This window comes from Bradyrhizobium sp. 154 (assembly GCF_023073875.1).
Classification (GTDB): Bacteria; Pseudomonadota; Alphaproteobacteria; order Rhizobiales; family Xanthobacteraceae; genus Bradyrhizobium.
Window position 1 is genome coordinate 54,569 of the sequence record NZ_JADPKG010000068.1, and the last position, 22,886, is coordinate 77,454.

The 22,886-nt window shown below is 63.7% G+C and carries 25 protein-coding genes and 3 tRNA genes; 20 read left to right on the forward strand and 8 right to left on the reverse strand.

Going from position 1 to position 22,886, the window contains the following annotated elements; genetic code table 11:
* Nucleotides 1-151: 151 nt before the first annotated feature.
* Both IVA92_RS17600 and IVA92_RS17605 read right to left on the reverse strand, forming a co-directional pair.
* Nucleotides 152-226: transfer RNA gene (locus IVA92_RS17600), tRNA-Thr, on the reverse strand.
* 165 nt (nucleotides 227-391) lie between these two features.
* Nucleotides 392-856 carry a hypothetical protein gene (locus IVA92_RS17605; protein WP_247280932.1) on the reverse strand — a complete coding sequence of 155 codons (465 nt, stop codon included), beginning with the start codon at nucleotides 854-856 and terminating at the stop codon, nucleotides 392-394.
* 282 nt (nucleotides 857-1,138) lie between these two features.
* On the opposite strand from IVA92_RS17605, the gene IVA92_RS17610 reads away from it, so the two are divergent.
* Together IVA92_RS17610 and IVA92_RS17615 are read left to right on the forward strand one after the other, a co-directional pair.
* Nucleotides 1,139-1,624 (forward strand): hypothetical protein, encoded by a 486-nt coding sequence (locus IVA92_RS17610; RefSeq protein WP_247280933.1) that lies wholly within the window; start codon nucleotides 1,139-1,141, stop codon nucleotides 1,622-1,624.
* A gap of 43 nt (nucleotides 1,625-1,667) precedes the next feature.
* Nucleotides 1,668-2,171: a hypothetical protein gene (locus IVA92_RS17615; RefSeq protein ID WP_247280934.1), complete on the forward strand. Its 504-nt coding sequence runs from the start codon at nucleotides 1,668-1,670 to the stop codon at nucleotides 2,169-2,171.
* Nucleotides 2,172-2,360: 189 nt separating this feature from the next.
* Here the strand turns inward: IVA92_RS17615 and IVA92_RS17620 are convergent.
* A tRNA-Tyr gene (locus IVA92_RS17620) sits at nucleotides 2,361-2,446 on the reverse strand.
* A 207-nt stretch (nucleotides 2,447-2,653) separates the two neighbouring features.
* Here IVA92_RS17620 and rlmB point away from each other — a divergent pair.
* Entirely contained in the window at nucleotides 2,654-3,496 is an 843-nt protein-coding gene (rlmB, locus tag IVA92_RS17625) for a 23S rRNA (guanosine(2251)-2'-O)-methyltransferase RlmB (RefSeq protein ID WP_247280935.1), read from the forward strand.
* A gap of 14 nt (nucleotides 3,497-3,510) precedes the next feature.
* On the opposite strand, the gene IVA92_RS17630 is transcribed toward rlmB, so the two are convergent.
* Nucleotides 3,511-4,542, reverse strand: a complete 1,032-nt coding sequence (locus IVA92_RS17630; protein WP_247280936.1) for an LLM class flavin-dependent oxidoreductase — start codon at nucleotides 4,540-4,542, stop codon at nucleotides 3,511-3,513.
* Between the two features lie 106 nt (nucleotides 4,543-4,648).
* Entirely contained in the window at nucleotides 4,649-6,706 is a 2,058-nt protein-coding gene (locus IVA92_RS17635) for an ATP-dependent helicase (RefSeq protein WP_247280937.1), read from the reverse strand.
* A gap of 126 nt (nucleotides 6,707-6,832) precedes the next feature.
* On the opposite strand from IVA92_RS17635, the gene IVA92_RS17640 reads away from it, so the two are divergent.
* Complete coding sequence (locus tag IVA92_RS17640; RefSeq protein WP_247280938.1) at nucleotides 6,833-7,423, forward strand: TMEM175 family protein; 591 nt, start codon at nucleotides 6,833-6,835, stop codon at nucleotides 7,421-7,423.
* 9 nt (nucleotides 7,424-7,432) lie between these two features.
* Here the strand turns inward: IVA92_RS17640 and IVA92_RS17645 are convergent, their stop codons facing one another.
* Nucleotides 7,433-7,813, reverse strand: a complete 381-nt coding sequence (locus IVA92_RS17645) for a YciI family protein (RefSeq protein WP_247280939.1) — start codon at nucleotides 7,811-7,813, stop codon at nucleotides 7,433-7,435.
* A 205-nt stretch (nucleotides 7,814-8,018) separates the two neighbouring features.
* Between IVA92_RS17645 and IVA92_RS17650 the strand changes: the two genes are divergently transcribed.
* The 3 genes from IVA92_RS17650 to IVA92_RS17660 all read left to right on the forward strand — a co-directional run bounded on the left by IVA92_RS17650 (nucleotide 8,019) and on the right by IVA92_RS17660 (nucleotide 8,872).
* Nucleotides 8,019-8,204 (forward strand): hypothetical protein, encoded by a 186-nt coding sequence (locus tag IVA92_RS17650; RefSeq protein WP_247280940.1) that lies wholly within the window; start codon nucleotides 8,019-8,021, stop codon nucleotides 8,202-8,204.
* A 27-nt stretch (nucleotides 8,205-8,231) separates the two neighbouring features.
* Complete coding sequence (locus IVA92_RS17655) at nucleotides 8,232-8,435, forward strand: hypothetical protein (RefSeq protein WP_247280941.1); 204 nt, start codon at nucleotides 8,232-8,234, stop codon at nucleotides 8,433-8,435.
* Nucleotides 8,436-8,798: 363 nt separating this feature from the next.
* A tRNA-Gly gene (locus IVA92_RS17660) sits at nucleotides 8,799-8,872 on the forward strand.
* A gap of 159 nt (nucleotides 8,873-9,031) precedes the next feature.
* Here IVA92_RS17660 and IVA92_RS17665 read toward each other — a convergent pair.
* Nucleotides 9,032-9,922, reverse strand: coding sequence for a LysR substrate-binding domain-containing protein (locus IVA92_RS17665; protein WP_247280942.1), 891 nt, complete (start codon nucleotides 9,920-9,922; stop codon nucleotides 9,032-9,034).
* A gap of 205 nt (nucleotides 9,923-10,127) precedes the next feature.
* Here IVA92_RS17665 and IVA92_RS17670 point away from each other — a divergent pair, with 205 nt between their 5' ends.
* The 10 genes from IVA92_RS17670 (at nucleotide 10,128) to IVA92_RS17715 (ending at nucleotide 18,411) form a co-directional block, all read left to right on the forward strand.
* A complete protein-coding gene (locus IVA92_RS17670) occupies nucleotides 10,128-11,462 on the forward strand; it encodes a C4-dicarboxylate transporter DctA (protein ID WP_247280943.1) in 1,335 nt (444 codons plus the stop codon).
* A gap of 21 nt (nucleotides 11,463-11,483) precedes the next feature.
* Entirely contained in the window at nucleotides 11,484-11,984 is a 501-nt protein-coding gene (locus tag IVA92_RS17675; protein WP_247280944.1) for an ureidoglycolate lyase, read from the forward strand.
* 28 nt (nucleotides 11,985-12,012) lie between these two features.
* Entirely contained in the window at nucleotides 12,013-12,852 is an 840-nt protein-coding gene (locus IVA92_RS17680; RefSeq protein ID WP_247280960.1) for a bifunctional allantoicase/(S)-ureidoglycine aminohydrolase, read from the forward strand.
* A 188-nt stretch (nucleotides 12,853-13,040) separates the two neighbouring features.
* A complete protein-coding gene (locus IVA92_RS17685) occupies nucleotides 13,041-13,493 on the forward strand; it encodes a DUF2231 domain-containing protein (protein WP_247280945.1) in 453 nt (150 codons plus the stop codon).
* Entirely contained in the window at nucleotides 13,490-14,827 is a 1,338-nt protein-coding gene (locus tag IVA92_RS17690; protein ID WP_247280946.1) for a sorbosone dehydrogenase family protein, read from the forward strand. Before IVA92_RS17685 ends, IVA92_RS17690 begins: the two co-directional genes overlap by 4 nt.
* Nucleotides 14,828-14,885: 58 nt before the next feature.
* Nucleotides 14,886-15,089 (forward strand): hypothetical protein, encoded by a 204-nt coding sequence (locus IVA92_RS17695; protein WP_247280947.1) that lies wholly within the window; start codon nucleotides 14,886-14,888, stop codon nucleotides 15,087-15,089.
* 32 nt (nucleotides 15,090-15,121) lie between these two features.
* Nucleotides 15,122-15,292 (forward strand): hypothetical protein, encoded by a 171-nt coding sequence (locus IVA92_RS17700; RefSeq protein WP_247280948.1) that lies wholly within the window; start codon nucleotides 15,122-15,124, stop codon nucleotides 15,290-15,292.
* Between the two features lie 123 nt (nucleotides 15,293-15,415).
* Complete coding sequence (locus tag IVA92_RS17705; protein WP_247280949.1) at nucleotides 15,416-16,621, forward strand: MFS transporter; 1,206 nt, start codon at nucleotides 15,416-15,418, stop codon at nucleotides 16,619-16,621.
* A 171-nt stretch (nucleotides 16,622-16,792) separates the two neighbouring features.
* Nucleotides 16,793-18,022, forward strand: a complete 1,230-nt coding sequence (locus IVA92_RS17710; RefSeq protein WP_247280950.1) for a CaiB/BaiF CoA-transferase family protein — start codon at nucleotides 16,793-16,795, stop codon at nucleotides 18,020-18,022.
* A 173-nt stretch (nucleotides 18,023-18,195) separates the two neighbouring features.
* Nucleotides 18,196-18,411 carry a hypothetical protein gene (locus IVA92_RS17715; protein ID WP_247280951.1) on the forward strand — a complete coding sequence of 72 codons (216 nt, stop codon included), beginning with the start codon at nucleotides 18,196-18,198 and terminating at the stop codon, nucleotides 18,409-18,411.
* 75 nt (nucleotides 18,412-18,486) lie between these two features.
* Here the strand turns inward: IVA92_RS17715 and IVA92_RS17720 are convergent, their stop codons facing one another.
* Nucleotides 18,487-19,158 carry a TetR/AcrR family transcriptional regulator gene (locus tag IVA92_RS17720; RefSeq protein ID WP_247280952.1) on the reverse strand — a complete coding sequence of 224 codons (672 nt, stop codon included), beginning with the start codon at nucleotides 19,156-19,158 and terminating at the stop codon, nucleotides 18,487-18,489.
* 217 nt (nucleotides 19,159-19,375) lie between these two features.
* On the opposite strand from IVA92_RS17720, the gene IVA92_RS17725 reads away from it, so the two are divergent.
* The 3 genes from IVA92_RS17725 (at nucleotide 19,376) to IVA92_RS17735 (ending at nucleotide 22,698) form a co-directional block, all read left to right on the forward strand.
* Complete coding sequence (locus IVA92_RS17725; RefSeq protein WP_247280953.1) at nucleotides 19,376-20,611, forward strand: acyl-CoA dehydrogenase family protein; 1,236 nt, start codon at nucleotides 19,376-19,378, stop codon at nucleotides 20,609-20,611.
* A gap of 152 nt (nucleotides 20,612-20,763) precedes the next feature.
* Nucleotides 20,764-21,822 (forward strand): phosphotransferase family protein, encoded by a 1,059-nt coding sequence (locus IVA92_RS17730; RefSeq protein ID WP_247280954.1) that lies wholly within the window; start codon nucleotides 20,764-20,766, stop codon nucleotides 21,820-21,822.
* A 249-nt stretch (nucleotides 21,823-22,071) separates the two neighbouring features.
* Nucleotides 22,072-22,698, forward strand: a complete 627-nt coding sequence (locus IVA92_RS17735) for a LysE family translocator (protein WP_247280955.1) — start codon at nucleotides 22,072-22,074, stop codon at nucleotides 22,696-22,698.
* Nucleotides 22,699-22,886 lie beyond the last annotated feature (188 nt).

Here is a 22,886-nt window from a genome sequence, read left to right on the forward strand (position 1 = left end):
CAACACCCGATCCCGGAGATACCAACACTCCTACCAACAGAAATGGCGGTAGCTTGCGGAGGGACGCGAACGCCGACGAAGGAAAAACACCTGGAATTCAGCGATTTCTGTCGCCGAAACGAACACTAGCGAAGGCTGGGGGATAGTCAAATGGTGCCGGCTGAGGGGATTGAACCCCCGACCTTCGGTTTACAAAACCGCTGCTCTACCGCTGAGCTAAGCCGGCGACACTTGAGGAAGTGGCAGGGGCCGGCAGATGCCGGGGCCGTCCACCCGTGCGCGGCGCAATATCAGACTTGGCCGGAAAGAGCCAGAACCGCGATCATCGTCGCAAGACATGAATCAGGCGGCCCAGCGGGCCGCCTGTTGTGTCGTTCGATATGAGTCCCGTTTACTGGCACATGTGCCGGCGGCCATCTTCGCCCTTGAACCAGGTGCCGGGCGTGCAGACGAAGCCGTTACGCTGGGCATAGGTGCGGGTGTCCCAGCGGCGATTGTCCCACGAATTGTCGTAGGCGTAGGAATTGTCCCAGGCGCGGAACGGAGCGGTTGCGATCGCGCCCGCGGTACCGATCGCGGCACCGGCTACGCCCGCCGCGACATCGGTCGGCCAGAATCCGGTGCGGCTCCTGCTCCAGTCGTTATTCCAGTCGCCGCTGTTGGTCTGCCGATAGGACATGCGACGATGGCGATAGCCCCGGTCGGTGTACGGGTTTCCCTGTCCGAGATTCTGGCAGTTTGCATTGGGGAACTGGGCCGAGCAGCGGGCAGGATTATTGATCACCGCCTGTGCCATCGCGGAGCCCGCGAGAGTGGTGGTTGCGATCGCGACGGCGCCGAGGAGTTTGATATTCATGATTGTTGGCTCCCGTTGTGATTGAACGGGGGCTAAATATCGAGCACGCCGGACGTTCCGGTGAAACCGTTCGATTTCGTAGCTGGATGGTCAAACAGATGTGAGCATTCGGCGTGGTTCCCGTCGGTAGCTCGGCGCCGTTAACGCTTCACTAGTCCGCTTTGCAGCATTTGAGCGGCGCGCAATCCTTGCACATTAGGCTTACCGGAAATTGGTGAGCGGGCCTTAACCCTCTCGGCGTTGCGATCGGATAGGTTGTCGCCGGATAAATGGGGTCCTCTCATGCGCGCTGTGGCGCTCGCCGCTTTTCTGATCGGACTGCCCGCGACGGCGCTGGCCGGCGGCGGCTTCGATATTGTCGTTCCCGGCCGTCCGGGCGTGCCGATCATCATCAACAACATCGACGCATCCTATAGCGTTGTCGAGGGCGTCTGGGGCCTCGGCAAGAACCAGCAGGTGCAGCCCACGATCTATGGCGGGCGCTATATCGCCGAGCGGCAGCCCGACGACGTTGGCCATTATTATCCGACGTTGGGCCTGCGGCCCGGCTACGGCCGGCTCGAGGTCGAGCCGCCCGCGAACCGCAGATTGCCGAAGCCGGCCGAGAGCTACCATCAGAGCTGGGGCGCGCAATCGGCGCCGCTGCCGCCGCAGATGGACGTGCCCATCGATCCCCCGCCGGTGATCCTCGCGCCGGAGATCAATGTGAATCCGCAGCATCGTCGGCCGCGGCCGCATGCCGAGGGGGCCGGCAAGCCGCCCGGTTAAGAAACGTCAAAATCCAACAAACGAAGATTAACAGGAGAGAGTAATGCGTCAGATGATTTCGGGACTGGTCGCGGCGGCTGCCGCGATGTTCGTGGGGACCGCGCCAGCCGCGGCCTGCGGCTTCAATCCGTGCCAGCCGGTCGCGCCGGTCTATTCCGGCTGCAACACAGGTTGCGGCGGCTATGGATACGGCTATGGCGCCTATGAGCGCCTCGTCGAGCCGACCACGCAATATTACTACGTCAACCAGGGGCCGACCTACACCGGCCCGGGCGCGTTCGCGCCGTATCCGACCTACCGTGAAGACGCGGTCGTTGCCCCCGCCAATTATGGCTACGGTTATGGCTATCGCGCCGCGGCGGTCGCAGCTCCGGATGCCTATCCCTATCGTCGGCCGTACTATCGGCCGTATCGCTACGGCTACGGCCCGCGCCAGGGCTATCTGCCGCGCGTGCACTACGGCTACGGTCCGCGCTATGGCTACGCCCGCCGCGCGCCCGCGCCGTACTATTACGGCGGCCACCGCGTGCTGCGCCGTTACAACTGATCTCTGATTAGCTGCCAACGAGACGCCCGTTCGCGTGATGCGGACGGGCGTTTTGCTTTTTGATGTGAGCGTACCGCAGTGGCGGTCAACAGGAATGCAGCTAGGAGAAAGTCGTCTTGTCCGGGCTCGGCTGCGCCGTGACGTTCTGCCCTGGCTTGCCAAGCCGAAGCTCGCGAAGCGAGCGAAGGCTGGTGGGGGAGGCAGGACTCGAACCTGCGAAGCCATGAGGCGGCTGATTTACAGTCAGCTCCCTTTGCCACTCGGGACACTCCCCCGCTCGACGGCAGCACAATCGGGCCGGACCTTGCCGGCGGACCGAAGACGGCCATGGAACGTGAAGGCCGCGACAACCCGGATCGGGGCGCGACCGGGCGCGTTTATGAGCGATGCGGTGGGGCAAAGTCAACCGAGGCGAACAGCTAAAACCGCGCCCAAAGGCAGCCAAATTGCCATATTCCGGCGCCCGTGACACAAGCGAGCCCATGAAGGATCGAAAATTCGGCCCCAAGGGGGCTCGCGGCGGGGCTAAGCCCTTCAACAGGCCCGGGAAGTCCGCCGGCCGGCCGGCTTGGCGCGACCGCGATTCGCACCCCGACGGGCCCGTCATCCTGTATGGCTGGCACACCGTCACGATGGCGCTCGCCAACCCTCGGCGGCGGATCCGCAAGCTGACGCTGACCGAGAACGCCGCAAGGCGGCTTGCGGACGAAAACATCGCGACTCCTGTCGCGCCCGAGATCGTCCGGCCCCAGGAGATCGACCGTCTGCTGTCGCCAGACGCCGTGCATCAGGGTCTGCTCGCGGAAGCCGATCCTCTGCCTTCGCCCGACATCGAGACATTGAAGCAGGAAGGCATGGTGCTGGTGCTCGACCAGATCACCGATCCACACAATGTCGGCGCGATCTTGCGCTCCGCCGCGGCCTTTGCGGTGAAGGCGATCGTCACCACCGCGCGTCACAGTCCGGAAGCAACCGGCGTGCTCGCGAAGGCAGCCTCCGGTGCGCTCGAGCTCGTGCCGCTCATCACCGTGCAAAACCTCGCCCGCGCGCTCACCGCGCTGAACGAGCGCGGCTTTCAGACCGTCGGGCTCGACAGCGAAGGCACTGAGGATCTCGGCGACGTCGCACTGCGTGAGCCGCTGGCGCTGGTGCTCGGCGCCGAAGGCAAGGGCCTCAGGCAGTTGACCCGCGAGACCTGCAGCGTTGTGGCGCGCCTCGACATGCCCGGCGAGATCAAGAGTCTCAACGTCTCGAACGCCGCCGTGCTCTCGCTCTATGTCGGCGCAAGCAGGCTCGGGCTGATGAAGCAGGGCGCGACGTCGTAGACCGAAGGTAGACTTTACCCGATCAACTCCCGCACCATCGGCACCACCTTGCGCCCATAAAGCTCGATGCTGCGCATCAGCTTCTCGTGCGCCAATGGACCTGCCGAATATTTCAACTGGAAGCGCGAGATGCCGAGCGCCTTTGCCGTCTTGGCGATCTTGCGTGCGACCGTTTCCGGCGCGCCGACATAGAGCGAGCCGTGCTCGGCCTCGTTCACGAACTCGTCGCGGCCCATCGGCGGCCAGCCGCGTTCCTTGCCGATGCGGTCACGCATAGCCTTGTAGTCTGGCCATAGCTCCTCGCGCGCCTGTGCGTCAGTCTCGGCGACATAGCCGGGCGAATGCACGCCGATCGGCTGCGCCGGGCGACCGAACTCCTTGAACGCGCGGTGATAGAGATCGACGTAGGGCGCAAAGCGCGCAGGATCGCCGCCGATTATCGCGAGCATCAAGGGCAGGCCGTAATGCGCGGCACGCACCACCGATTGCGGACTGCCGCCGACGCCGATCCAGGTTTTCAGCGTGCCGTTCTCGATTGGCGGATAGACCGATTGATCGCGCAGCGGCGGACGCAGCTTGCCTTCCCAGGTCACCGGCGTTTGCGACAGCAGGGCCGTGAACAGGTCGAGCTTTTCCTCGAACAGCTCTTCGTATTTGCGCAGGTCGAAGCCGAACAGTGGAAAGGATTCGGTGAACGAGCCGCGGCCGAGGATCACCTCGGCGCGCCCGTTCGAGAGCGCATCCAACGTGGCGAAGCGCTGGAACACGCGGATCGGATCGTCCGAGCTCAGCACCGTCACGGCCGAGCCGAGATGGATGCGCCTGGTGCGCGCCGCGATGGCTGCGAGCACGGTCTCGGGCGAGGAGATCGCGAAGTCGGCGCGGTGATGTTCGCCGAGGCCGATGAAGTCGAGACCGAGCTCATCGGCCAGCACGGCTTCGTCGACGACGTTGCGGATCACCTGCGCATGCGAAAGCATCGCGCCGGAGGCGTCCTTGGTGACGTCGCCAAAGGTATCCAGTCCGAATTCGAGCGGTGCGGTCATGGATGAAGTCTCTGCGGGAAGATGGACGACACTTAATGAACAGCCGCACCGCCACAAGGCGGCTTTCGGAAATGCTCAGTTTCCGTTTGTTCAATCCGGCCCAAACCTACCGCCACATCCCGCGCATCTTCGCCCCGATGTCGATCTTCGGACCCAGCGCCGCCGTGCGCGCCGCACCCGCCGCGGCCTTCGGCCAGGCGGTGCGCTCGAACAGATAGACCAACTGCTCCGGGATGAAGCGGGTGCGCGAGGCGTAGACGTGGCGGTCGCCCTTGGCGGCCTGGCCGTGGATGAAGAAGCGCTGTGGCACGACGAGGTGGAGATCGTCCTTGGCGCGCGTCATTGCGACATAGAGCAGGCGGCGCTCCTCCTCGAGCTCGGCGGTGGTGCCGGCGCCGAGATCGGAGGGCATGCAGCCGTCGACGACGTTGAGCACGAACACCGACTTCCACTCCTGGCCCTTGGCGGAATGGATGGTGGAGAGGATCAGGTAATCCTCGTCGCGCAACGGCGGACCGGATTTGTCGCTGGTTGCATTGGGCGGATCGAGCGTGAGCTCGGTCAAAAATTTCTCGCGCGAGGCGTAGCCGCTCGCAATCTGCTCGAGCTGCATCAAATCGGCGCGCCGCGTCTCGGCATCCTCGTGGATGCGCTCAAGATGCGGCTCGTACCAGAGTCGCACGCGTTCGAGATCGGTCGGCCATTCCGAATAGCGCAAATTCTGGGCCGTGCGGACGAAGTCGGTCCAATCAGCACCGGCACGAGCAGGCGCCAGGAGCTGGCCCAGCGCGGCGAGCGGATCGGTGCTCTCGGCCATCTGGTCCAGCACGCGCTGCGCGGTCGCGGGTCCGATGCCCGGCAACAGATGCAGGATGCGGAAACCCGCGACCCGGTCGCGCGGATTCTCGGCGAAACGCAGCAGCGCCAGCACGTCCTTGACGTGGGCTGCATCGAGGAATTTCAGTCCGCCGAACTTGACGAAGGGGATGTTGCGGCGGGTCAGCTCGATCTCAAGCGGGCCCGAATGCGAGGAGGTCCGGAACAGTACCGCCTGGTGCTTGAGCAGCGCGCCTTGCTCGCGATTGGCCAGCACCTGTTCGACGATGTAGCGGGCCTGGTCGGCCTCGTCATGCACGGTGACGAGCTGCGGCTTGTGCGACGAGGCGCGGTCGGTCCACAGATTCTTGGTGAAGCGCTCGCGCGCGAGGCCGATGACGCCGTTGGCCGCCGCCAGCACTGCTTGCGTCGAGCGGTAGTTGCGGTCGAGCGTGATCATTTCCGCACGCGGCGAAAAGCTCTGCGGAAAATCCAGGATGTTGCGCACTGTGGCGGCGCGGAACGAATAGATCGACTGGGCATCGTCGCCGACCACTGTGAGCCCGCGTCCGTCGGGCTTCAACGCCAGCAGGATCGAAGATTGCAGGCGGTTGGTGTCCTGGTATTCGTCGACCAGCACGTGATCGAAGCGGCCACCGATCTCTTCCGCGATCAGCGCATCGCTCATGATCTGCGACCAGTAGAGCAGGAGATCGTCGTAATCGAGCACATGCTGGGCTTGCTTGGCCTCGACATAGGCCGCGAACAGGCCTTTCAGCTCGGCCGCCCAGCCCGCGCACCAGGGATAGTGCACCCCCAAAACCTTCTCGATCTCCATCTCGGCATTGATGCAGCGCGAGTAGATCGAAAGGCACGTGCCCTTGGCCGGAAAACGGCTCTCCGTTTTCGACAGCCCGCGCTCGTGCCGGACCAGGTTCATCAGGTCCGCGGAGTCCTCGCGGTCGTGGATGGTGAAGGCGGGGTCGAGGCCGATGCGTTCGGCATATTCGCGCAAGAGGCGCGCGCCGATGCCGTGGAAGGTGCCGGCCCAGGTGAGTGCATCGCGCATGATCGCGGCGTTGTTCTCGCCCAGCACTTTTCGGGCGATGCGTTCGACCCGGCCGGCCATCTCGGCCGCGGCGCGGCGGGAGAATGTCATCAACAGGATGCGGCGCGGATCGGCGCCGGCGACGATCAGATGCGCGACGCGGTGGGCGAGCGTGTTGGTCTTGCCGGAGCCGGCGCCGGCAATGACGAGCAGGGGGGCGCCCACGGTCGCACCTTCCGCCACGCCATGCTCGACGGCGCGGCGCTGCTCCGCATTGAGCGTGTCCAGATATGTCGCCACGAATCGCCCCGGTGAAAGGCTGAGACTCGGCGATCCCGGCGCGAATCGCAATGCAGCTGGACGAAACCGGGTTTAGGATTTAGGGGGAAAGACGGCCCCAAGTTCCAGCCCGAGAAACCCTCCGGTATGACCGAGCTCAAGCCCGACCAGTTCGAGATGCGGCGGCTGGAATCGCTCAGCAACACCATTTTTGGCGTTGCCATGACGCTGCTCGCCTACGACTTGCCCAAGGCCGCGGTGTTCACCAGCGCCCCCGGCTGGAGCGATCTCGCCCATGTCTATTCCGGCAAGCTCGCCGGCTTCGCGCTCAGCTTCATCATCGCTGGCGTGTTCTGGATCAGCCATCACCGGCGCCTGGCGCGCCAGCCGGTCGGCAGCCGTGGCGCGGTGATCCTCAATCTGTTCTTCCTGCTCTCGATCGTGCTGCTGCCTGTGACCAATGGCCTCTACACCAATTACGGCATGAGCAACGCGGTGGCGGTGCTCTACGGCCTGCATCTGACCGCGATCGCCGGCCTTAATGCCTGGCTGTGGTGGACCATCCTGGGCGCATGGCGTCACGAGATCATGATCTCGCTGTTTCCGTTCCTGGTGTTCATCCCGGGCACGATCGTTGCGGCGTTCGCGCCGCGTGTCGCGCCCTTTATCTGGTTCATCGCCTTCGGCGCCGTCGTGATGCAGCGCTTCAGCATCGCGCGAACGGAGCCGGATACGTAAGGCGGCGGCTCATCCGGATGTCGCGCCGAACCCGTCGGCCGGCACGTAAAGCTTGACCGGACGGATTTCGTAGACCGCCGTCGGATTGACCGCACGCAGCTTCCGCGCCGCCGCGATCGCCTCATCCTCGCTGGCGCATTCCATGAGGTGGAAGCCCAGCAGCTGCTCCTTGGTCTCGGCAAACGGACCGTCCAGCACCATGCCCGCGCCAGGGCCCCGCAAGGTGCGGGCCTTTCGGGTCTCATCCAGACGGGCGGCCGGCCCAAACTGTCCGCTGGCTCGTAGCGGCGCCTGAACCTCGATGACTTTGGCGACGACGGCGGCGTCCTGCTCCGGCGTCCAGGACAAGACCTCGTCTTCCACGTGATAGGCCAGGATGGCGTACAGCATCGTCACCTCTCTTCTGCGCAAGTTACTTACGAAAGTCCCGAGGACGTAGCACCGCAGTCCGTGCCGACAATCCCGAAGCAGAATATTGCGTGGCCGGCAAGCGACGAAACCGTCCTGAAACCCGATTACGGCCGTGCCGCGTGAACGCCGCCGAAAGCGGTCGCGACTGATGACCACAACAACAAGGTTTTTGCTGGAGGCGGCAATGGCGGGTCACACCATCAAGATCATCTGCGACGCGCGTCGGGCGGGACAATCCGAACCGGCCGATCTGCACGACCAGGCCGGCCATCACCGCTATTACGGCAGCTCGGCCGAAAATGGCGGCGAGCGGATCGTGGAGAGCCGGCGCGGCAAACGCCCGCGTGCGCTCAACATCTGCGGTTTTTGAAGCCGTTGCCCAGGGCGGTGGTCGACCATGGACGTCCTGCAAATATCAATTGCGGCGATGCCGTTCCTGCTCTCGCTGGCAAGCAGGATCGGCAAGGCGATTGCCCCATGCTTGCTCACGAGCATCTGCACGGTGCTCCTCGGCGCGGAACCTCACCGCGCGGTCATGGCATGGTGCGTCCGCATGCTGATCGCCGCCGTTGCGCTGCGCGAACGGCTTCGCACGAGCTGAGCCGGCGAGCGGTCCCGACCCTCCCGATCAGGGCAAATCTGAAAAGGAAAAGGCGCGGCGGGGAGTGCCCCGTCGCGCCCGATTTCTTGCTCGCTGGTCCAGGGCTGAGAGCGCCCTGATGCCAAGCCTTTTGTCTAGAGCCTAGCGGGCGATCCCAGCGAGGTGACAGCGCTTGAGATAAGACACTGGATCACCTCCTTTCGTTGGTTTCGGGAGATTTCAATATAGGTTGTAAGGCCGCCGCTGTTAAGGGCGAGCGGATCGGCCGGAACCCAAGCTGGTTCGTAAGGCAAGCAAGCTGTGCGAAAAGTCGCCGTCGCGGCAGTTGAGACCGCCGTCCGACCGTGTTAGGGAGCCCCTGACGCGGGTGTAGCTCAATGGTAGAGCAGCAGCCTTCCAAGCTGAATACGAGGGTTCGATTCCCTTCACCCGCTCCAATGTTCTCAACAGCTTGGACGTTTCATTCCGACACGTCGCGCTTCATCGACGACGATCGGCGCTTGTCCCGTGCTTTCGGCACGACGGCCACACGTGGCCATCGCAATGGTCTGAGCGGTGGCGGTCCCTGCTGGCATGGCCGATGACGTGGGCCTGGCTCAGGCTCTTCGCTGGTTGAGATAGCGAAGAGCGAGCCTGATGAAATTGTGCACCACCATCGACGTCTCGTCCTCCCTGAACACCAGAAACACATCGGCCGTGGGCGGCGAGGGCCTGATCGGGCGGAATACGATGTCGGTGGTTGTGAACCGCTCAATCGACTGCGGCACGAGTGCGACACCAAAACCTGCGGCAATCAGACTTGGGATCGACTGGGCATCGACGACTTGCTGGGAAACCTTTGGGAGAAAGCCGGCGTCGACACAGCACTTCCGCACGTAGCGGGCGAAATCCGAGCTGTCCGGATCCAGGACGACGTGATCCTCGGAGGCGAGATCGCCGAGGGCGATGCGCCTGCGTTGCGCCAGCCGATGGCTGCGGGGCACGGCCAGGACGACCTCTTCGCGCCACGCCAGCTTGCTGGTCAGGTCGCGCTCGGCGGGAATGCCGCGAATGAGACAGATGTTGGTGGCACGGCTGAGGAGCGCGGCGATCTGCAGCGCCGGCGCCTGCTCATGTACCGTCATCTTGACCAATGGCGCAACCTTCCGATAGGCCGCGAGCAGCTCGGCGAGACGACCGCGCAGGATGGAGCCGGTCGCCCCGACATCCAGCGTTCCGACCAAGCCGGCGCCGATCGACCGAACCTCATCTTCCGTGGCTTTGACCTGCTGCAGGATCGCGCGCCCCCGCACCAGCATGGCTTCGCCGGCCTGCGTCAACTCGACCCTGCGGCTGGTCCTGTAGAGGAGCTGGGTGCCGAGTTCGGCCTCGAGCGCCTGGATATGTTGGCTGAGCGGCGGCTGCGAGAGGTTCAGCCGTCGGGCGGCAAGGGTGAAGCTGCGCTCCTCGGCCACCGCGATGAAGTACCGGAGCTGGCGCAGATCCATAGTGAAACCCTATCAATCGTGTCGTTCTATATATTGGACTCGGCAGCGAGGCTGGTCAACGAATGACCGATGGAGACCTCGCGCGTGCTGCCGCGACCGAACGGCTCCATCCGCGGCGACTTCACGTCGCCGCCAACGCTAAGAGTGGCGAAGGCTAAAGGCCGACCAAGCCAGACAAATGGAAGCCCAGGGAGCGAGGAAAGCCATGCCCAAGATTTTCAAGTCACTCTTCTTCCAAGTGGTCGTTGCACTCGCGGCCGGCATCGCTCTCGGCATGGCCTATCCGGACACTGCATTGCAGATGAAGCCGCTGGGCGACGGCTTTATCAAACTCATCAAGATGCTGGTGCCCGTCATCGTGTTTTGCGTGGTGGTGCAGGGAATATCGGCGGCCGGCGACCTTTCAAAGGTTGGAAGGGTGGGCATCCGCTCGCTTCTCTATTTCGAGATCGTCACCACCATCGCCTTGGTGTTCGGCATCGCGCTTGCTTACTATTTTCAGCCCGGCGCCGGAATGAACATCGATCCAAGGACGCTGGACGCCAAGGCGCTTAGCGGGTTCAGCCAGACCGCCGCTCAGGTCGCCGGCGGAGGCGTCTCCGAATTCCTGATGAAGCTCATCCCGTCGACCATCGTCGGAGCCTTCAGCTCCGGCGATGTTCTGCAGGTCCTGATCGTCTCGATCATGTTTGGTTGTGCCATGTCGTTGTGCGGCGAGCGCGCGAGGCCAGTCGTCGATTTCGTCGAGCGGGTGAACGAGATCATCTTCAAGATGATGAACTTCGTCGTCCGGCTCGCCCCGCTCGGCGTCTTCGGTGCGATCGCCTTCACTGTCGGCAAGTATGGCATCGGTTCACTGAAGCAGCTCGGGGGGCTTGTTGCCCTGTTCTATCTGGCGGTGTTCTTCTTCGTGGTCGTCGTGCTCGGAGCGATCATGCGGCTCTCGGGCTTCAGCCTGTTCAAGTTGCTGGTCTATCTGCGTGAAGAGCTGATGATCGTTCTCGGCACGGCCGCAGGCGACAGCGTGCTTCCGCAGACCATGCGCAAGCTCGAACAGCTCGGGATCAAGCGGTCGACGGTCGGTTTGGTCATCCCGACAGGGTACTCATTCAATCTGGATGCCTTCTCGATCTACTTGACCCTGGCGGCGGTCTTCATTGCACAGGCGACGAACACACCACTCGCCACGGGCGATCTCCTGGCGATCCTCGGCGTCGCGTTGCTCACGTCCAAGGGAGCTCATGGCGTCCCGGGCTCGGCCATTGTCGTCCTCGCGGCGACGCTGGCAGCCATTCCGGCCATCCCGGCGATCGGACTGGTGCTGATCTTGTCGGTGGACTGGTTCATCGGCATCGCCCGCGCGCTCGGCAATTATGTCGGAAACTGCGTTGCCACGGTGGTCGTCGCCTCGTGGGAGGGGGACCTCGATCGCGCGAAGGCGCATCGCATTCTCGATGGTGAGATCGTTCCTTCAAGCGAGAACGTGCAGATCGATCCGGCCGGCGCGAACGCTCCCGTCGCGGGCCTGCAGACGCTTTGAATGCAGAGGCATGTGGTTGACATGGCAAAACTCTCGATTGAGCCATTGATGAGGCAGGCGTTCGCTCCGTTCGGAGAGGTCGTCGAAACGGAAGGGTTGACGCCCCTCTCGATCAACCAGGGATATGCCGCGCGCTACAACGAACTCGCCAATATCGATGTCGGTGCGGACGGCGGACAAATCAACATCAGCTGGTTTGTCGCCTCTGCGCGGCCCGCGCCCATCGCCATTCGCCTGATGGAGCGCCATCCACTTGGAAGCCAGCTGTTCATGCCCTTGAACGGAGGAAACTGGCTGGTCGTCGTTTGCACCGACCCGCACACACCTTCGACCTATCGGGCGTTCGCTGCCAATGGCAACCAAGGCGTGAACTATGCCCGAAACTGCTGGCACCACCCGCTTCTGGTGGTCAAGGACGCAAGCTCGTTCCTTGTCGTCGATCGAAAGGGTGGTGGTAACAATCTCGAAGAATATTGGCTAGACGAGACGATGCAACTCGATCCCAAGACGGCCGCAAGCTGACCCCCCGTAACGTCCACGAGGCTCGATGATGTCATCGCAAACCTATCACATCCCGCAAGGGGGCCTTCCGCCCCAGACGGATCTTCTCAGTGGCCGGGCGGTCTTTACCAACGCCTACGCGGTCATCCCCAACGGCGTGCAGCGCGACATCGTGGTCAGCCACCTGCCGCACTGGAAGGATACGCGCGTCTGGGTGCTGGCGCGACCGCTCTCCGGCTTCGCGGAGACGTTCTCCCATTATCTTATGGAGATCGCGCGGGATGGAGGAAGTGAAGTTCCCGAACCGGACAAAGACGCCGAGGGCGCGTTGTTCGTCGTGGGCGGCAGGTTGCTCCTCAAATTGGCGGACGAGGAGCATGAGCTCAGGCCGGGCGGCTTCGCCTATCTGCCACCCGGTTGCGCCTGGAGCATTCGCAACCGGGGCCAGAGCCCGGCGCAGCTTCACTGGATCCGCAAGCTGTATCAGCGCGTGCCCGGATTGGCCGAGCCCGAGGCGATTGTGACCCATGCAGACTCGGTTGAACCGGTACCGATGCCGGGCACTGAGGGAAGGTGGGCAACCACGCGCTTCATCGATCCGGCCGACATGCGGCATGACATGCACATCAATATCGTCACGTTCGAGCCGGGTGCGACGATCCCCTTTGCAGAGACGCACGTCATGGAGCACGGATTATATGTCCTCGAGGGCAAGGCCGTGTACCGTCTCAATCGGGACTGGGTCGAGGTCGCGGCCGGAGACTACATGTGGCTGCGCGCCTTCTGCCCGCAGGCGTGCTACGCAGGAGGCCCCGGTCGGTTTCGCTATCTGCTTTACAAGGACGTCAACCGGCACATGAATCTGCGGCAGGGAGCTCCGCTGTTTTGACCTTGAGTAACGTCGGTTTCGGGCAAGCCGGCTTTGGCTAGAACCGACGATCCGGGCCGGGCCGCAGACTTCCCACTCGGCGCGATGCCGAATATGTGGGCGCGCCTGGGCGATCAATCCGCTCAGGAACCATCGCCGCAAGCATGAGTTTCCCGGTCGGGCCGGGCGAAAGTCACACGAGGCCGACCGTGCAAGACGACATGCGTGTGCGCTCCACGGCGCAGATCGCGGGCCATCCGATTCATCCGATGCTGGTGCCGATCCCGATCGCGTGTTTCATCGGGGCGCTGCTTACCGACATCGCCTATGTCGCGAGCGCCGAGATCATGTGGGCGAATTTTTCCGCCTGGCTTCTGCTCTTCGGCGTTATCTTCGGCGTGCTCGCGGCCATTGCAGGCCTCATTGATTTCCTCGGCAACCGACTGGTGCGGACGCAGCCGCCGGCCTGGCCGCATCTGATCGGCAACGCTGTGGCGCTGATCCTTGCGATCTTCAATACGATGATTCACATGCGCGATGCCTGGACCTCGGTGTGGCCGACCGGGCTCGCTCTTTCGGTGATTACCGTGCTGATCCTGCCCGTCACCGGCTGGCTCGGCTGGGCCATGGTGTATCGCCACGGCGTCGGAGTTGCACGATGATGGCAAAGCTCACCCGCGCGCTGCTGTGCTCTTCGTTGCTGTGTCTGGCCGGCTGCAATGACGGCAGTGGCGATCCCAAGGCGCAAATCGGCCCCAATCCGACGCTGCCGGATATCCAGCAATATCTGCTGCCGCCGGTCCACATCGCCCGCATCGTCGGCTGGAAGAAGGACGAGACGCCGACCGTTGCGCAGGGCTTGCAGGCCAAGGCGTTCGCAACCGGCTTGCAGCATCCGCGATCCCTCTATGTGCTGCCCAATGGCGACGTGCTGGTGGTGGAGTCCAAGGCGCCGAAGGGCGCCTCGATCAAGCGTCCCAAGGAAATCGTGATGGGATATATCGAGTCCTGGGCGACCTCGGGCGGCGGCGACACCGGACCGGGTAACCGCATCACGCTCCTGCGCGACAGCAATGGCGACGGCGTGCCTGACACGCAAAGCGTCTTCCTCGACCATCTCAACTCGCCGTTCGGCGTCGCGCTGGTCGGCAACGATCTCTATGTCGCCAACACCGACGCGATCGTGAAATATCCCTATACCGAGGGCGACACGAAGATCACCGCACCCGGCACGGTGCTGACGCCGCTGCCAGGCGGGCCGATCAATCATCATTGGACCAAGAGCCTGGTCGCTAGCCCCGACGGCTCAAAACTCTATGCCGGCGTCGGCTCCAACAGCAACATCACCGAGAACGGCATGGAGGCCGAGCACAATCGCGCCGCTATCCTCGAGGTCGATCGTGCCGGCGGCCGCTGGCGCCTCTTCGCAAGCGGCCTGCGCAATCCGAACGGCCTCAGCTTCGAGCCGCAGACCGGCGCATTGTGGACAGTGGTGAACGAGCGCGACGAGATCGGTCCCGATCTCGTGCCCGACTACATGACGTCCGTCAGGGACGGCGGCTTCTACGGCTGGCCTTACAGCTATTGGGGCCAGCACGTCGATCCCCGCGTCAAGCCGGAGCGGCCGGACCTCGTGGCCAACGCGATCGTGCCGGACTATGCCCTGAGCTCGCATGTCGCCCCGCTGGGGATGGCTTTCTCCGCCGGCACCAGCCTGCCGGCCGCCTATCGCAACGGCGCCTTCGTCGGGGAGCACGGCAGCTGGAACCGGCAGGTGCTGAACGGCTACAAGGTCGTGTTCGTGCCGTTTGCGGACGGCAAGCCGAGCGGGCCGGCGCAGGACGTCGTCACCGGCTTCCTTAACAGCGACAATCAGGCGCGCGGTCGCCCCGTTGGCGTCGCCATCGACAAGACCGGCGCGCTGCTGGTGGCCGACGACAGCGGCAACACCGTGTGGCGGGTGACGGCGGCGCATCCGCAGCTGACGCAACGTTAGGCGCGCCCGCGCGTTATCGGGCAGACGATCTCTGAACGCAAAGCCGGGAGTTTGGACAATGGGTCTTGCTCAATACGCCGTCGTGCCGGTGCAGGACGAATGGGGCGTGCTGCACGACGGGGACGTCAAGAGCCGATACGCTACCAAGGAAGCTGCATTCGAGTCGGCGGTTGCCGCGGCATCCTTGGCCCTTCGTGAGGGACATGAAGTCCATGTCAGCGTGCCCGGCCGTGAGGCAGGCGAGACCGCGCTCGGTGTCTAGGGGCCGCGGAATAGCATCTAGAGGAGGCCACGATGACCAAGCCTCGTGAGCAGAATGGCGTCGAGCCGCCGCTGTCCGAAGACGACATCCAGCGCGATCAGCTCGGCCCGCGCGGCGTCCCGGATGCGCCAGATCCCGCCAAAATGACCCCGCAGCGCGAAAAGAAGACGCCGAAGCATATCGAGCCGGGCCACACGTCCTGACACGGGCGTGCTCTGCGGCTGGCGCCGCGGTGCCATTCGGAACCGATATTCCCGCAAGCTGAGTCTACCGGTAAAACGGGCTTGCTGGCGCGATCCGCGCCCGGCGGGCAGGCGATATCGGGAATGCGGTTCTTGAAGTCTGACAGCAGGCTAATCGGCGTCCTGCTGGTGCTCGCGATCACGCAGCTGGTCGGGTGGGGCACGATCGGGCTTCCCGCCATTGTCGGGCGCGATCTTGCAGCCGATCTGGGCATGAGCCTGCCGGCGGTATTCGCGGGGACATCCGTTCTTTACGTCGCGATGGGACTGTGCGCCCCCTGGCTCGCCAAGTCCTTTGCGCGGCATGGCGCGCGGCCGATCATGATGATCGGCACGGTCGTGACCGCGCCGGGTTTCGTGCTGCTGTCGCTCGCGCGCGAGCCGATGCTCTATTTCACCGCCTGGATCGTGCTCGGCATCGCCGGCAGCGCGACCTTGTCGACCGGCGCCTATATCATGCTGAACGAGGTCGCCGGGCGGCAGGCCAAGAGCGCGATCGGCGCGCTCATGCTGGTGACGGGACTGTCCAACAGCATCTTCTGGCCGGCCACCTCGTTCCTGAGCGGTCACCTCGGCTGGCGTGGAACATGCCTCGTCTATGCAGCCATGACGATCCTCGTTTCGCTTCCGCTCTATGCGTTCGCGGCTCCGCGTCGGAGAGGCGCGGATAGCGATGGCGGTGCGCCGGCCGAGCCTGCAGAGGCGCCTGCATTTGCGCGGAGCACATTCCGTCTCGTCGTTGCCGCGATCACCCTCAACGCCTTCGTCAATTTCGGCCTCTCCGCCATTCTCATCGAGCTGCTCCGCGCCGAGGGGCTGGCGCCAGCACAGGCCATTGCCTTCGGCTCGATGCTCGGTGTGATCCAGGTCAGCGCGCGCGGACTGGACTTCCTTGGAGGCGGGCGATGGGACGGCATCACGACCGGCCTCGTCGCAGGCACGGCATTGCCCGTGGCGATGCTGCTCCTGATGATGAGCGAGGGTACGACCTGGGCGGTCGCGGTCTTCATCCTGCTCTATGGCGCCGGCAGCGGCGCGATGGCGGTGGCGCGCGCGACCATCCCGCTGGTGTTCTACGACCAGGCCGAGTTCGCCAAGGCGATGTCGATGATCGCGCTGCCGCTCAATCTCGCCTCCGCAATCTCGCCGCCGCTCCTCGTCGGATTGCTCACGGAGTTCAGCAGCCGCGCTGCGCTCGGTCTCACCTTCGTCTGCTCCTGCGCAACCGTGCTGATCCTGGTCCTGCTCGGGCGGCGGCGGCCGCGAACCGCTGCTGCAGCTCTGACCTAAGACAATCTTCGCGGCGCGGAATTCGACAACCGGCCGATCCTGCTGCCGGGTGGGGATGGCCGTATGCCGCCAGTGCAGTGCTCGATGCCCGAAAATGGTGTATCCGCGGGGTGCGCGGCCAGAGCTTTCGAGCCGCCGCGCCAAGATCCCAGTTCCCCGGAGGAAATCGACATGTCGGCTTTGCCGCTTTCAGGCATCAAGATCCTTGACCTCACCCGCGTGCTCGCCGGGCCCTTGTCGGCGCAGATGCTGGGAGACCTGGGTGCGGAGGTCATCAAGATCGAGCGGCCGGGTACCGGCGACGACGCGCGCGCCTTTGGCCCGCCTTACCTGACCGATCCCGAGGGCAAGGCGAACAACAACAACTCGTTTTACCTCTGCGCCAACCGCAACAAGAAATCGGTCACCGTCAACATCGCCAAGCCCGAGGGGCAGGCCATCATCCGCGAGCTCGCCAAGGACGTCGACGTCTTCATGGAGAATTACAAGGTCGGCGATCTCAAGCGCTACGGCCTCGACTATGAATCGATGAAGGCGATCAATCCCAGCATCATCTATTGCTCGGTGACCGGCTTCGGCCAGACCGGCCCATACGCGCCGCGCGCCGGCTATGACGCGATTCTGCAGGCGATGGGCGGGCTGATGAGTGTCACCGGCCATATCGATGGCGAGCCGGGCGAGGGCCCGATGAAGGTCGGTCCTTCCATAGTCGACTACATGACCGGCATGAATTCATCGATCGGGATTCTCTCGGCGCTCTACCACCGTGACGCCAATGGCGGGGCGGGACAGCACATCGACGTCTGCCTGTTCGATACCGTCATCGCATCCCTGTCGCACTGGCTCCAGATCTACCTCGTCAACGGCAAGACCCCGCCGCGCCGCGGCACCTGGGGCAATGGCGGCATGCCGGCCGGCGTGTTCCGCTGCACCGATGGCGAGCTGATGCTGGTGGTCGGCAATGACGGCCAGTTCCAGCGCACCTGCGCCGTGCTCGGCGCGCCCGAGCTCGCGAGCGATCCGCGCTTCATCAAGAACAACGACCGCGTCGTGCACGGAAAGGAGATCATGGCGATCTTCGCCGGCCTGTTCCTGAAGAAGCCGGTGGCCTATTGGCTGGAAAAGCTGGAGGAGGCCGGCGTGCCCTCAGGGCCGATCAACAATTTCGAGCAGGTGTTTTCCGATCCGCACGTCCAGTCGCGCGGCATGCGGGTGAAGGTCAATCATCCCTTCGAGCCCGATCTGTCGCTGGTTCGCAACGCGCTCACTTTGTCGGAGACGCCGATCAAGGACTACCGCGCGCCGCCGCTCTTGGGCGAGCATACCGAGGAGGTGCTCGCCGGCAAGCTCGGCTATGATGCAGGCAAGGTCGAGGAGCTGAAGCAGCACGGGATCATTTAGCGGTCGCTTCGCCCTGTCCGCGAGCCCAACTCGCATCGAGCAAGCCGGCGCGACCCGGCTTGCGTGAAGCTTGTGCGCAATCCCCCAGATAATCCCGATCCGTAGTCGCACAGGCTTTCGCTTCCCGCCCGATTCTGATCCGATCTTCCCACTTAAGTTCGGGAGGAAAGCGAATGTCCTACACGATCGGGTTCCAGGCCAAGAACCAGAAGGATATTCTGGCGACCGAGGCGGCCACCGCCAATCAGGCCGTCGCCATCATTGCCGCGCTGCGGCAAAGTTCCGATGAGATCAAGTTCATCCGTTCGCCGCAGGAAGGCGAGATGGGCATCGAGATGCTGCTGCTGCTCGCCAAAGAAGAGGCCGAGGAGATGCCGCAGCGGGCGTGACCCCTGCACGCGAAATTCCGACGTCTCCCGCAAGCGGGAAGTGAGGCCGTATCGGCCCTGAGCGAGCCTGTTTGATCAACGCGCGTCGCGTGCCAGCGCCCGCGCCGGCGCCTTCGTCTCGCTCCGGCCCGCCGTCAGCGCCATCGTCGCGACGCGGACGACGCGCGCGACCACGTCCTCGACGTCATCGAGGTCGCATTTGCCCTCCGACAGCTTCGTCAGCCGCTCGCTCTCACGGATGGTGTGGTGCGCCATGGCGAGCGCGAAGTTCAGGCCCCAATAGATATCGACCTCGCTGCGGTCGGGCAGGGACCTGCGCATCGCGCCGGCAAATTTGCGCAAATGGTCGATCTCGCGGTTCTTGATGCGGCGGATCGGCGGCACGGACTCGATCGAGGCGCGGATCATGAAGCGCGCCGCGGTCGAGCGCTGGTTCTCAGGGCCGAGGCAGCCGCGCAACGTCGGTCCGACCAGCGCGCGCAGGATGACCTCAATCGGCGCGCAGCCGCCGCCCTGTTCTTCCGCCGCCTTCAATTCCCGCAGGCGCTCGCGATTGGTCGCGATCGAGCGCGTGACGAACAATTCCGCGATCAATTCATCCTTCGAGCCGAAATGATAGTTCACCGCGGCCAGATTGACATTGGCCGCCGCGACGATGTCGCGCAGCGTCACGTCGCCGAAGCCGCGATCGGCATAGAGCCGTTCGGCGGCGGCGAGAATGGCAGACCTCGTATGATCGCTGGCCATGGGTGCCCTGGATGAGGGGAGTTGCAATTCAAACAGTTGTATGAAACTATCGTTTGAAGGCCGGAAATTGTCAATCCGCAATCGGGACTCGTTCGCAACTCGCGATTCCGTTCCGAACGGCCGCAACGCGCGCGCATTCGCGCTTGCGGGCCGGGCGCAGCGGCAGGACAGTTCGGCGTCAGAGAAATTGTTCAAAGAGCAAGACGAGGAGCGTCCCATGGATTTCGATCTGTCGCCCAAGCAGAAGGAATGGCTCGACCGCGTGCGGTCTTTCATGACCAAGCACGTGCGCCCGGCGGTGCCGGTCTACGACCAGCAGGACAAGAGCGGCGACCGCTGGAAGGTGATTCCGATCCTGGAAGACCTCAAGAAGAAGGCCAGGGCGGAAGGCCTGTGGAACATGTTCATGCCGCCGTCCGAGCACGAGGACGACGAATTCCGCGGCGCGGGACTGACCAATCTCGAATACGCGCTGCTGTCGGAAGAGATGGGCCGCATCACCTGGGCCTCGGAGGTATTCAACTGCTCGGCGCCCGACACCGGCAACATGGAAGTGTTCATCCGCTACGGCACCAAGGAGCAGAAGCGCAAATGGCTGCGCCCACTGATGGACGGCGAGATCCGCTCCGCCTTCCTGATGACGGAACCGGCGGTGGCCTCGTCGGACGCCACCAATATCGAGACCCGCATCGAGAAAGACGGTGATCACTACGTCATCAACGGCCGCAAATGGTGGTCGTCCGGCGTCGGCGATCCCCGCTGCAAGATCGCGATCCTGATGGGCAAGACCGATTTCAAGGCGGCCAAGCACCAGCAGCAGTCGCAGATCCTGGTTCCGCTCGACACGCCCGGCATCAAGGTCGAGAAGATGCTGCCCGTGTTCGGCTTCGACGATGCGCCGCACGGCCATGCTCAGGTGCTGCTCGAGAACGTGCGGGTGCCGAAGGAGAACATCCTGTTAGGGGAAGGCCGCGGTTTCGAGATCGCGCAGGGCCGGCTCGGCCCTGGCCGCATCCATCACTGCATGCGCACCATCGGCAAGGCCGAGGAGGCGCTGGAGAAGATGGTGAAGCGGCTCGCCTCGCGCACCGCCTTCGGCAAGAAGATCGTCGAGCACTCGGTGTGGGAGCAGCGCATTGGCGAGGCCCGCACCAATATCGAGATGACGCGTCTTCTGTGCCTCAAGGCGGCCGACATGATGGACAAGGTCGGCAACAAGACTGCGCAGGCCGAGATCGCCATGATCAAGGTCGCAGCCCCCAATATGGCGCTGAAGATCATCGACGAGGCGATCCAGGCCTTTGGCGGCGCGGGCGTGTCGGACGAGGCCGGCCTTGCCAAGGACTACGCCCACATTCGCACGCTGAGGCTCGCCGACGGTCCGGATGAGGTGCACAATCGCGCCATTGCCAGACTTGAACTTCGGAAGTATGCAAACTCTCCAAGTCACTAAAACTAAGCGGGAGAGCCGGACGGCGATCCCGACTTGAAGAAACGACAGGGCATGATCCGCGTCGGATGACCGCTTGACGCAAGTGCGTCAGTGGTTACCGATTAGGATCATGCTCGACCTGAAATGGTCAGGACTGAAGAGGGAGCGTCATCGTGGCTGACGGCGTCAGGAAAGACGAGGAGTTCTCGGGCACCAAGCCGGTCGAGGAGCGGCATCGTTTCGACGAGCTGCGGCTCGAGGCCTGGATGCGCGACAACGTCGAAGGCTATGAGGGCCCGCTGGTCGTGCTCCAGTTCAAGGGCGGCCAGTCCAACCCGACCTACCGGCTCGACACGCCGAACCGTTCCTATGTGATGCGCCGAAAGCCATTCGGCAAATTGCTGCCTTCGGCGCACGCCGTCGATCGCGAATACCGCGTGATCGCAGCGCTTGGAAAGCAAGGCTTTCCGGTCGCACGCGCCTATGCGCTGTGCCAGGACGATAGCGTCATTGGCGCTGCCTTTTACATCATGTCGATGGAAGAGGGCCGCGTGTTCTGGGATCCAACGCTGCCGAGCCAGAATGCCGATGTGCGCCGAAAGATCTTCACCAGCAAGATCGAGACGCTGGCGAAGCTCCACATGTTCGATCCGGTTGCGATCGGCCTTGGCGACTTCGGTAAGCCCGGCAATTATTTCGCGCGCCAGATCGACCGCTGGACTAAGCAATACCGCGCCTCCGAAACCCAGCACATTCCGGAGTTCGAGAAGGTCGCCGAATGGCTGCCCAAGACCGTGCCGGAGCAGGCGCGCGTCTCCATCGTCCACGGCGACTATCGCCTCGACAACATGATTTTCCACGCGACGGAACCGCGGGTGCAGGCGGTGCTGGACTGGGAGCTGTCGACGCTCGGCGATCCCATGGCCGACTTTACCTATCTGTTGATGCAGTGGATCATGCCGGGCCTCGAGGGCGTCGACCTCAAGGCGCTCAACATCCCGAGCCTGGAAGAGGCCGCGCAAATCTACTGCAACGTCACCAAGATGAACGTGCCGGACCTCAACTGGTACTTCTCCTACAATCTGTTCCGCCTCGCTGGTATCACGCAGGGTATCGCCGGCCGTATCCGCGACGGCACCGCCGCCAATGCCAAGGCGCTGGAATCGGCCAAGCGCACCGTGCCGCTGTCAAAGGCCTCATGGGACTACGCGCAGAAGGCGGGCGCGGTATAGGAAGAGCGAAGGCGCGGCCACTGGCCGCGCTTTTTTGTTTGCGTCGCCGTCTCCAAACACGCGATGTCATTGCCCGCGAAGGCGGGCAATCAGTGTTCCAGAGGCAGCATCGCCTGGACCGAGATGTCGCGGCGTACTGGATGCCGAGCACGGCTTGATGGTTGGCCAGATCGACGACCGGCTGCTTGTGCCGGTGGGCTATTCGCCGTCGCAAAGCCTGCTAGATCAACCCGCCCGTGGAGCCCGTGCATGATCGATCTGACCACCCTGATCACCTACATCATTATCGTGCTCGGCTTTGTGTTCATCCCTGGACCAGCCACGCTCCTCACCATGGCGCGCGCGGCCAGTTCCGGAACGAAGGTTGGCATCGCGACAGGGGCGGGGATCGCTGCGGGAGACATCGTCCACACAATGATGGCGATCGTCGGCCTCTCGGCGATCATCGCTACGTCGGCACTCTTGTTCAGCATCGTCAAATATGCGGGGGCAGCCTTCCTCATTTACCTCGGCATTCGCGCGATGCTGGAAAAGCCTCCACTGGGAATCAGCGCCCGGACCTTGGCGATCACTGCGGGTCAAGCGTTCCGACAGGCGATCGTGGCGGAGGTTCTGAATCCGAAGACCGCGCTGTTCTTTCTCGCCTTCCTGCCGCAGTTCGTCCGGTCGGACAACGGGCCGGTCGTGCTTCAGCTTGCGATTCTGGGAGCCATATTCGTGTTGCTCGGCCTCGTCAGCACCGTCGTATTCGCCGTCGGTGCGGGACGTCTTGGCAACCTCGTTCGCCGCCATCCGGCAATTGTCAGGTGGCAAGGCAAGTTGGTCGGCGCAGTTTACTGCGCCGTCGGTGTGCGGCTGGCCTTGCAGGAGCGCTGATGTTGTAGGGCCCGGTGAGCGAAGCAATAGCCGGGACGGCGGTCTCGCATCTCGCTTCGCTCATGCGGGCGGTTCCGCATGCTAAAGCGGGATGGGGTTTGGTTGAATCGATTTGGGATTCCCAAATCAGTTCGTTTCTGATTCACCATGCTGGCTGGGCGGGAGGCCAGCATGGATGGGCAAGCCTT

What these genes read in the sequence shown, in the direction of transcription:
- rlmB (WP_247280935.1), top strand. Translation starts at nt 2,654, where the DNA reads ATGAAGGATCGAAAATTCGGCCCCAAGGGGGCTCGCGGCGGGGCTAAG.
- IVA92_RS17675 (WP_247280944.1), top strand. Translation starts at nt 11,484, where the DNA reads ATGGCAAAACTCTCGATTGAGCCATTGATGAGGCAGGCGTTCGCTCCG.
- IVA92_RS17700 (WP_247280948.1), top strand. Translation starts at nt 15,122, where the DNA reads ATGACCAAGCCTCGTGAGCAGAATGGCGTCGAGCCGCCGCTGTCCGAA.
- IVA92_RS17725 (WP_247280953.1), top strand. Translation starts at nt 19,376, where the DNA reads ATGGATTTCGATCTGTCGCCCAAGCAGAAGGAATGGCTCGACCGCGTG.
- IVA92_RS17615 (WP_247280934.1), top strand. Translation starts at nt 1,668, where the DNA reads ATGCGTCAGATGATTTCGGGACTGGTCGCGGCGGCTGCCGCGATGTTC.
- IVA92_RS17735 (WP_247280955.1), top strand. Translation starts at nt 22,072, where the DNA reads ATGATCGATCTGACCACCCTGATCACCTACATCATTATCGTGCTCGGC.
- IVA92_RS17670 (WP_247280943.1), top strand. Translation starts at nt 10,128, where the DNA reads ATGCCCAAGATTTTCAAGTCACTCTTCTTCCAAGTGGTCGTTGCACTC.
- IVA92_RS17715 (WP_247280951.1), top strand. Translation starts at nt 18,196, where the DNA reads ATGTCCTACACGATCGGGTTCCAGGCCAAGAACCAGAAGGATATTCTG.
- IVA92_RS17720 (WP_247280952.1), bottom strand. Translation starts at nt 19,158, where the DNA reads ATGGCCAGCGATCATACGAGGTCTGCCATTCTCGCCGCCGCCGAACGG.
- IVA92_RS17665 (WP_247280942.1), bottom strand. Translation starts at nt 9,922, where the DNA reads ATGGATCTGCGCCAGCTCCGGTACTTCATCGCGGTGGCCGAGGAGCGC.
- IVA92_RS17645 (WP_247280939.1), bottom strand. Translation starts at nt 7,813, where the DNA reads ATGCTGTACGCCATCCTGGCCTATCACGTGGAAGACGAGGTCTTGTCC.
- IVA92_RS17680 (WP_247280960.1), top strand. Translation starts at nt 12,013, where the DNA reads ATGTCATCGCAAACCTATCACATCCCGCAAGGGGGCCTTCCGCCCCAG.
- IVA92_RS17705 (WP_247280949.1), top strand. Translation starts at nt 15,416, where the DNA reads ATGCGGTTCTTGAAGTCTGACAGCAGGCTAATCGGCGTCCTGCTGGTG.
- IVA92_RS17655 (WP_247280941.1), top strand. Translation starts at nt 8,232, where the DNA reads ATGGACGTCCTGCAAATATCAATTGCGGCGATGCCGTTCCTGCTCTCG.
- IVA92_RS17640 (WP_247280938.1), top strand. Translation starts at nt 6,833, where the DNA reads ATGACCGAGCTCAAGCCCGACCAGTTCGAGATGCGGCGGCTGGAATCG.
- IVA92_RS17710 (WP_247280950.1), top strand. Translation starts at nt 16,793, where the DNA reads ATGTCGGCTTTGCCGCTTTCAGGCATCAAGATCCTTGACCTCACCCGC.
- IVA92_RS17690 (WP_247280946.1), top strand. Translation starts at nt 13,490, where the DNA reads ATGATGGCAAAGCTCACCCGCGCGCTGCTGTGCTCTTCGTTGCTGTGT.
- IVA92_RS17605 (WP_247280932.1), bottom strand. Translation starts at nt 856, where the DNA reads ATGAATATCAAACTCCTCGGCGCCGTCGCGATCGCAACCACCACTCTC.
- IVA92_RS17650 (WP_247280940.1), top strand. Translation starts at nt 8,019, where the DNA reads ATGGCGGGTCACACCATCAAGATCATCTGCGACGCGCGTCGGGCGGGA.
- IVA92_RS17695 (WP_247280947.1), top strand. Translation starts at nt 14,886, where the DNA reads ATGGGTCTTGCTCAATACGCCGTCGTGCCGGTGCAGGACGAATGGGGC.
- IVA92_RS17610 (WP_247280933.1), top strand. Translation starts at nt 1,139, where the DNA reads ATGCGCGCTGTGGCGCTCGCCGCTTTTCTGATCGGACTGCCCGCGACG.
- IVA92_RS17630 (WP_247280936.1), bottom strand. Translation starts at nt 4,542, where the DNA reads ATGACCGCACCGCTCGAATTCGGACTGGATACCTTTGGCGACGTCACC.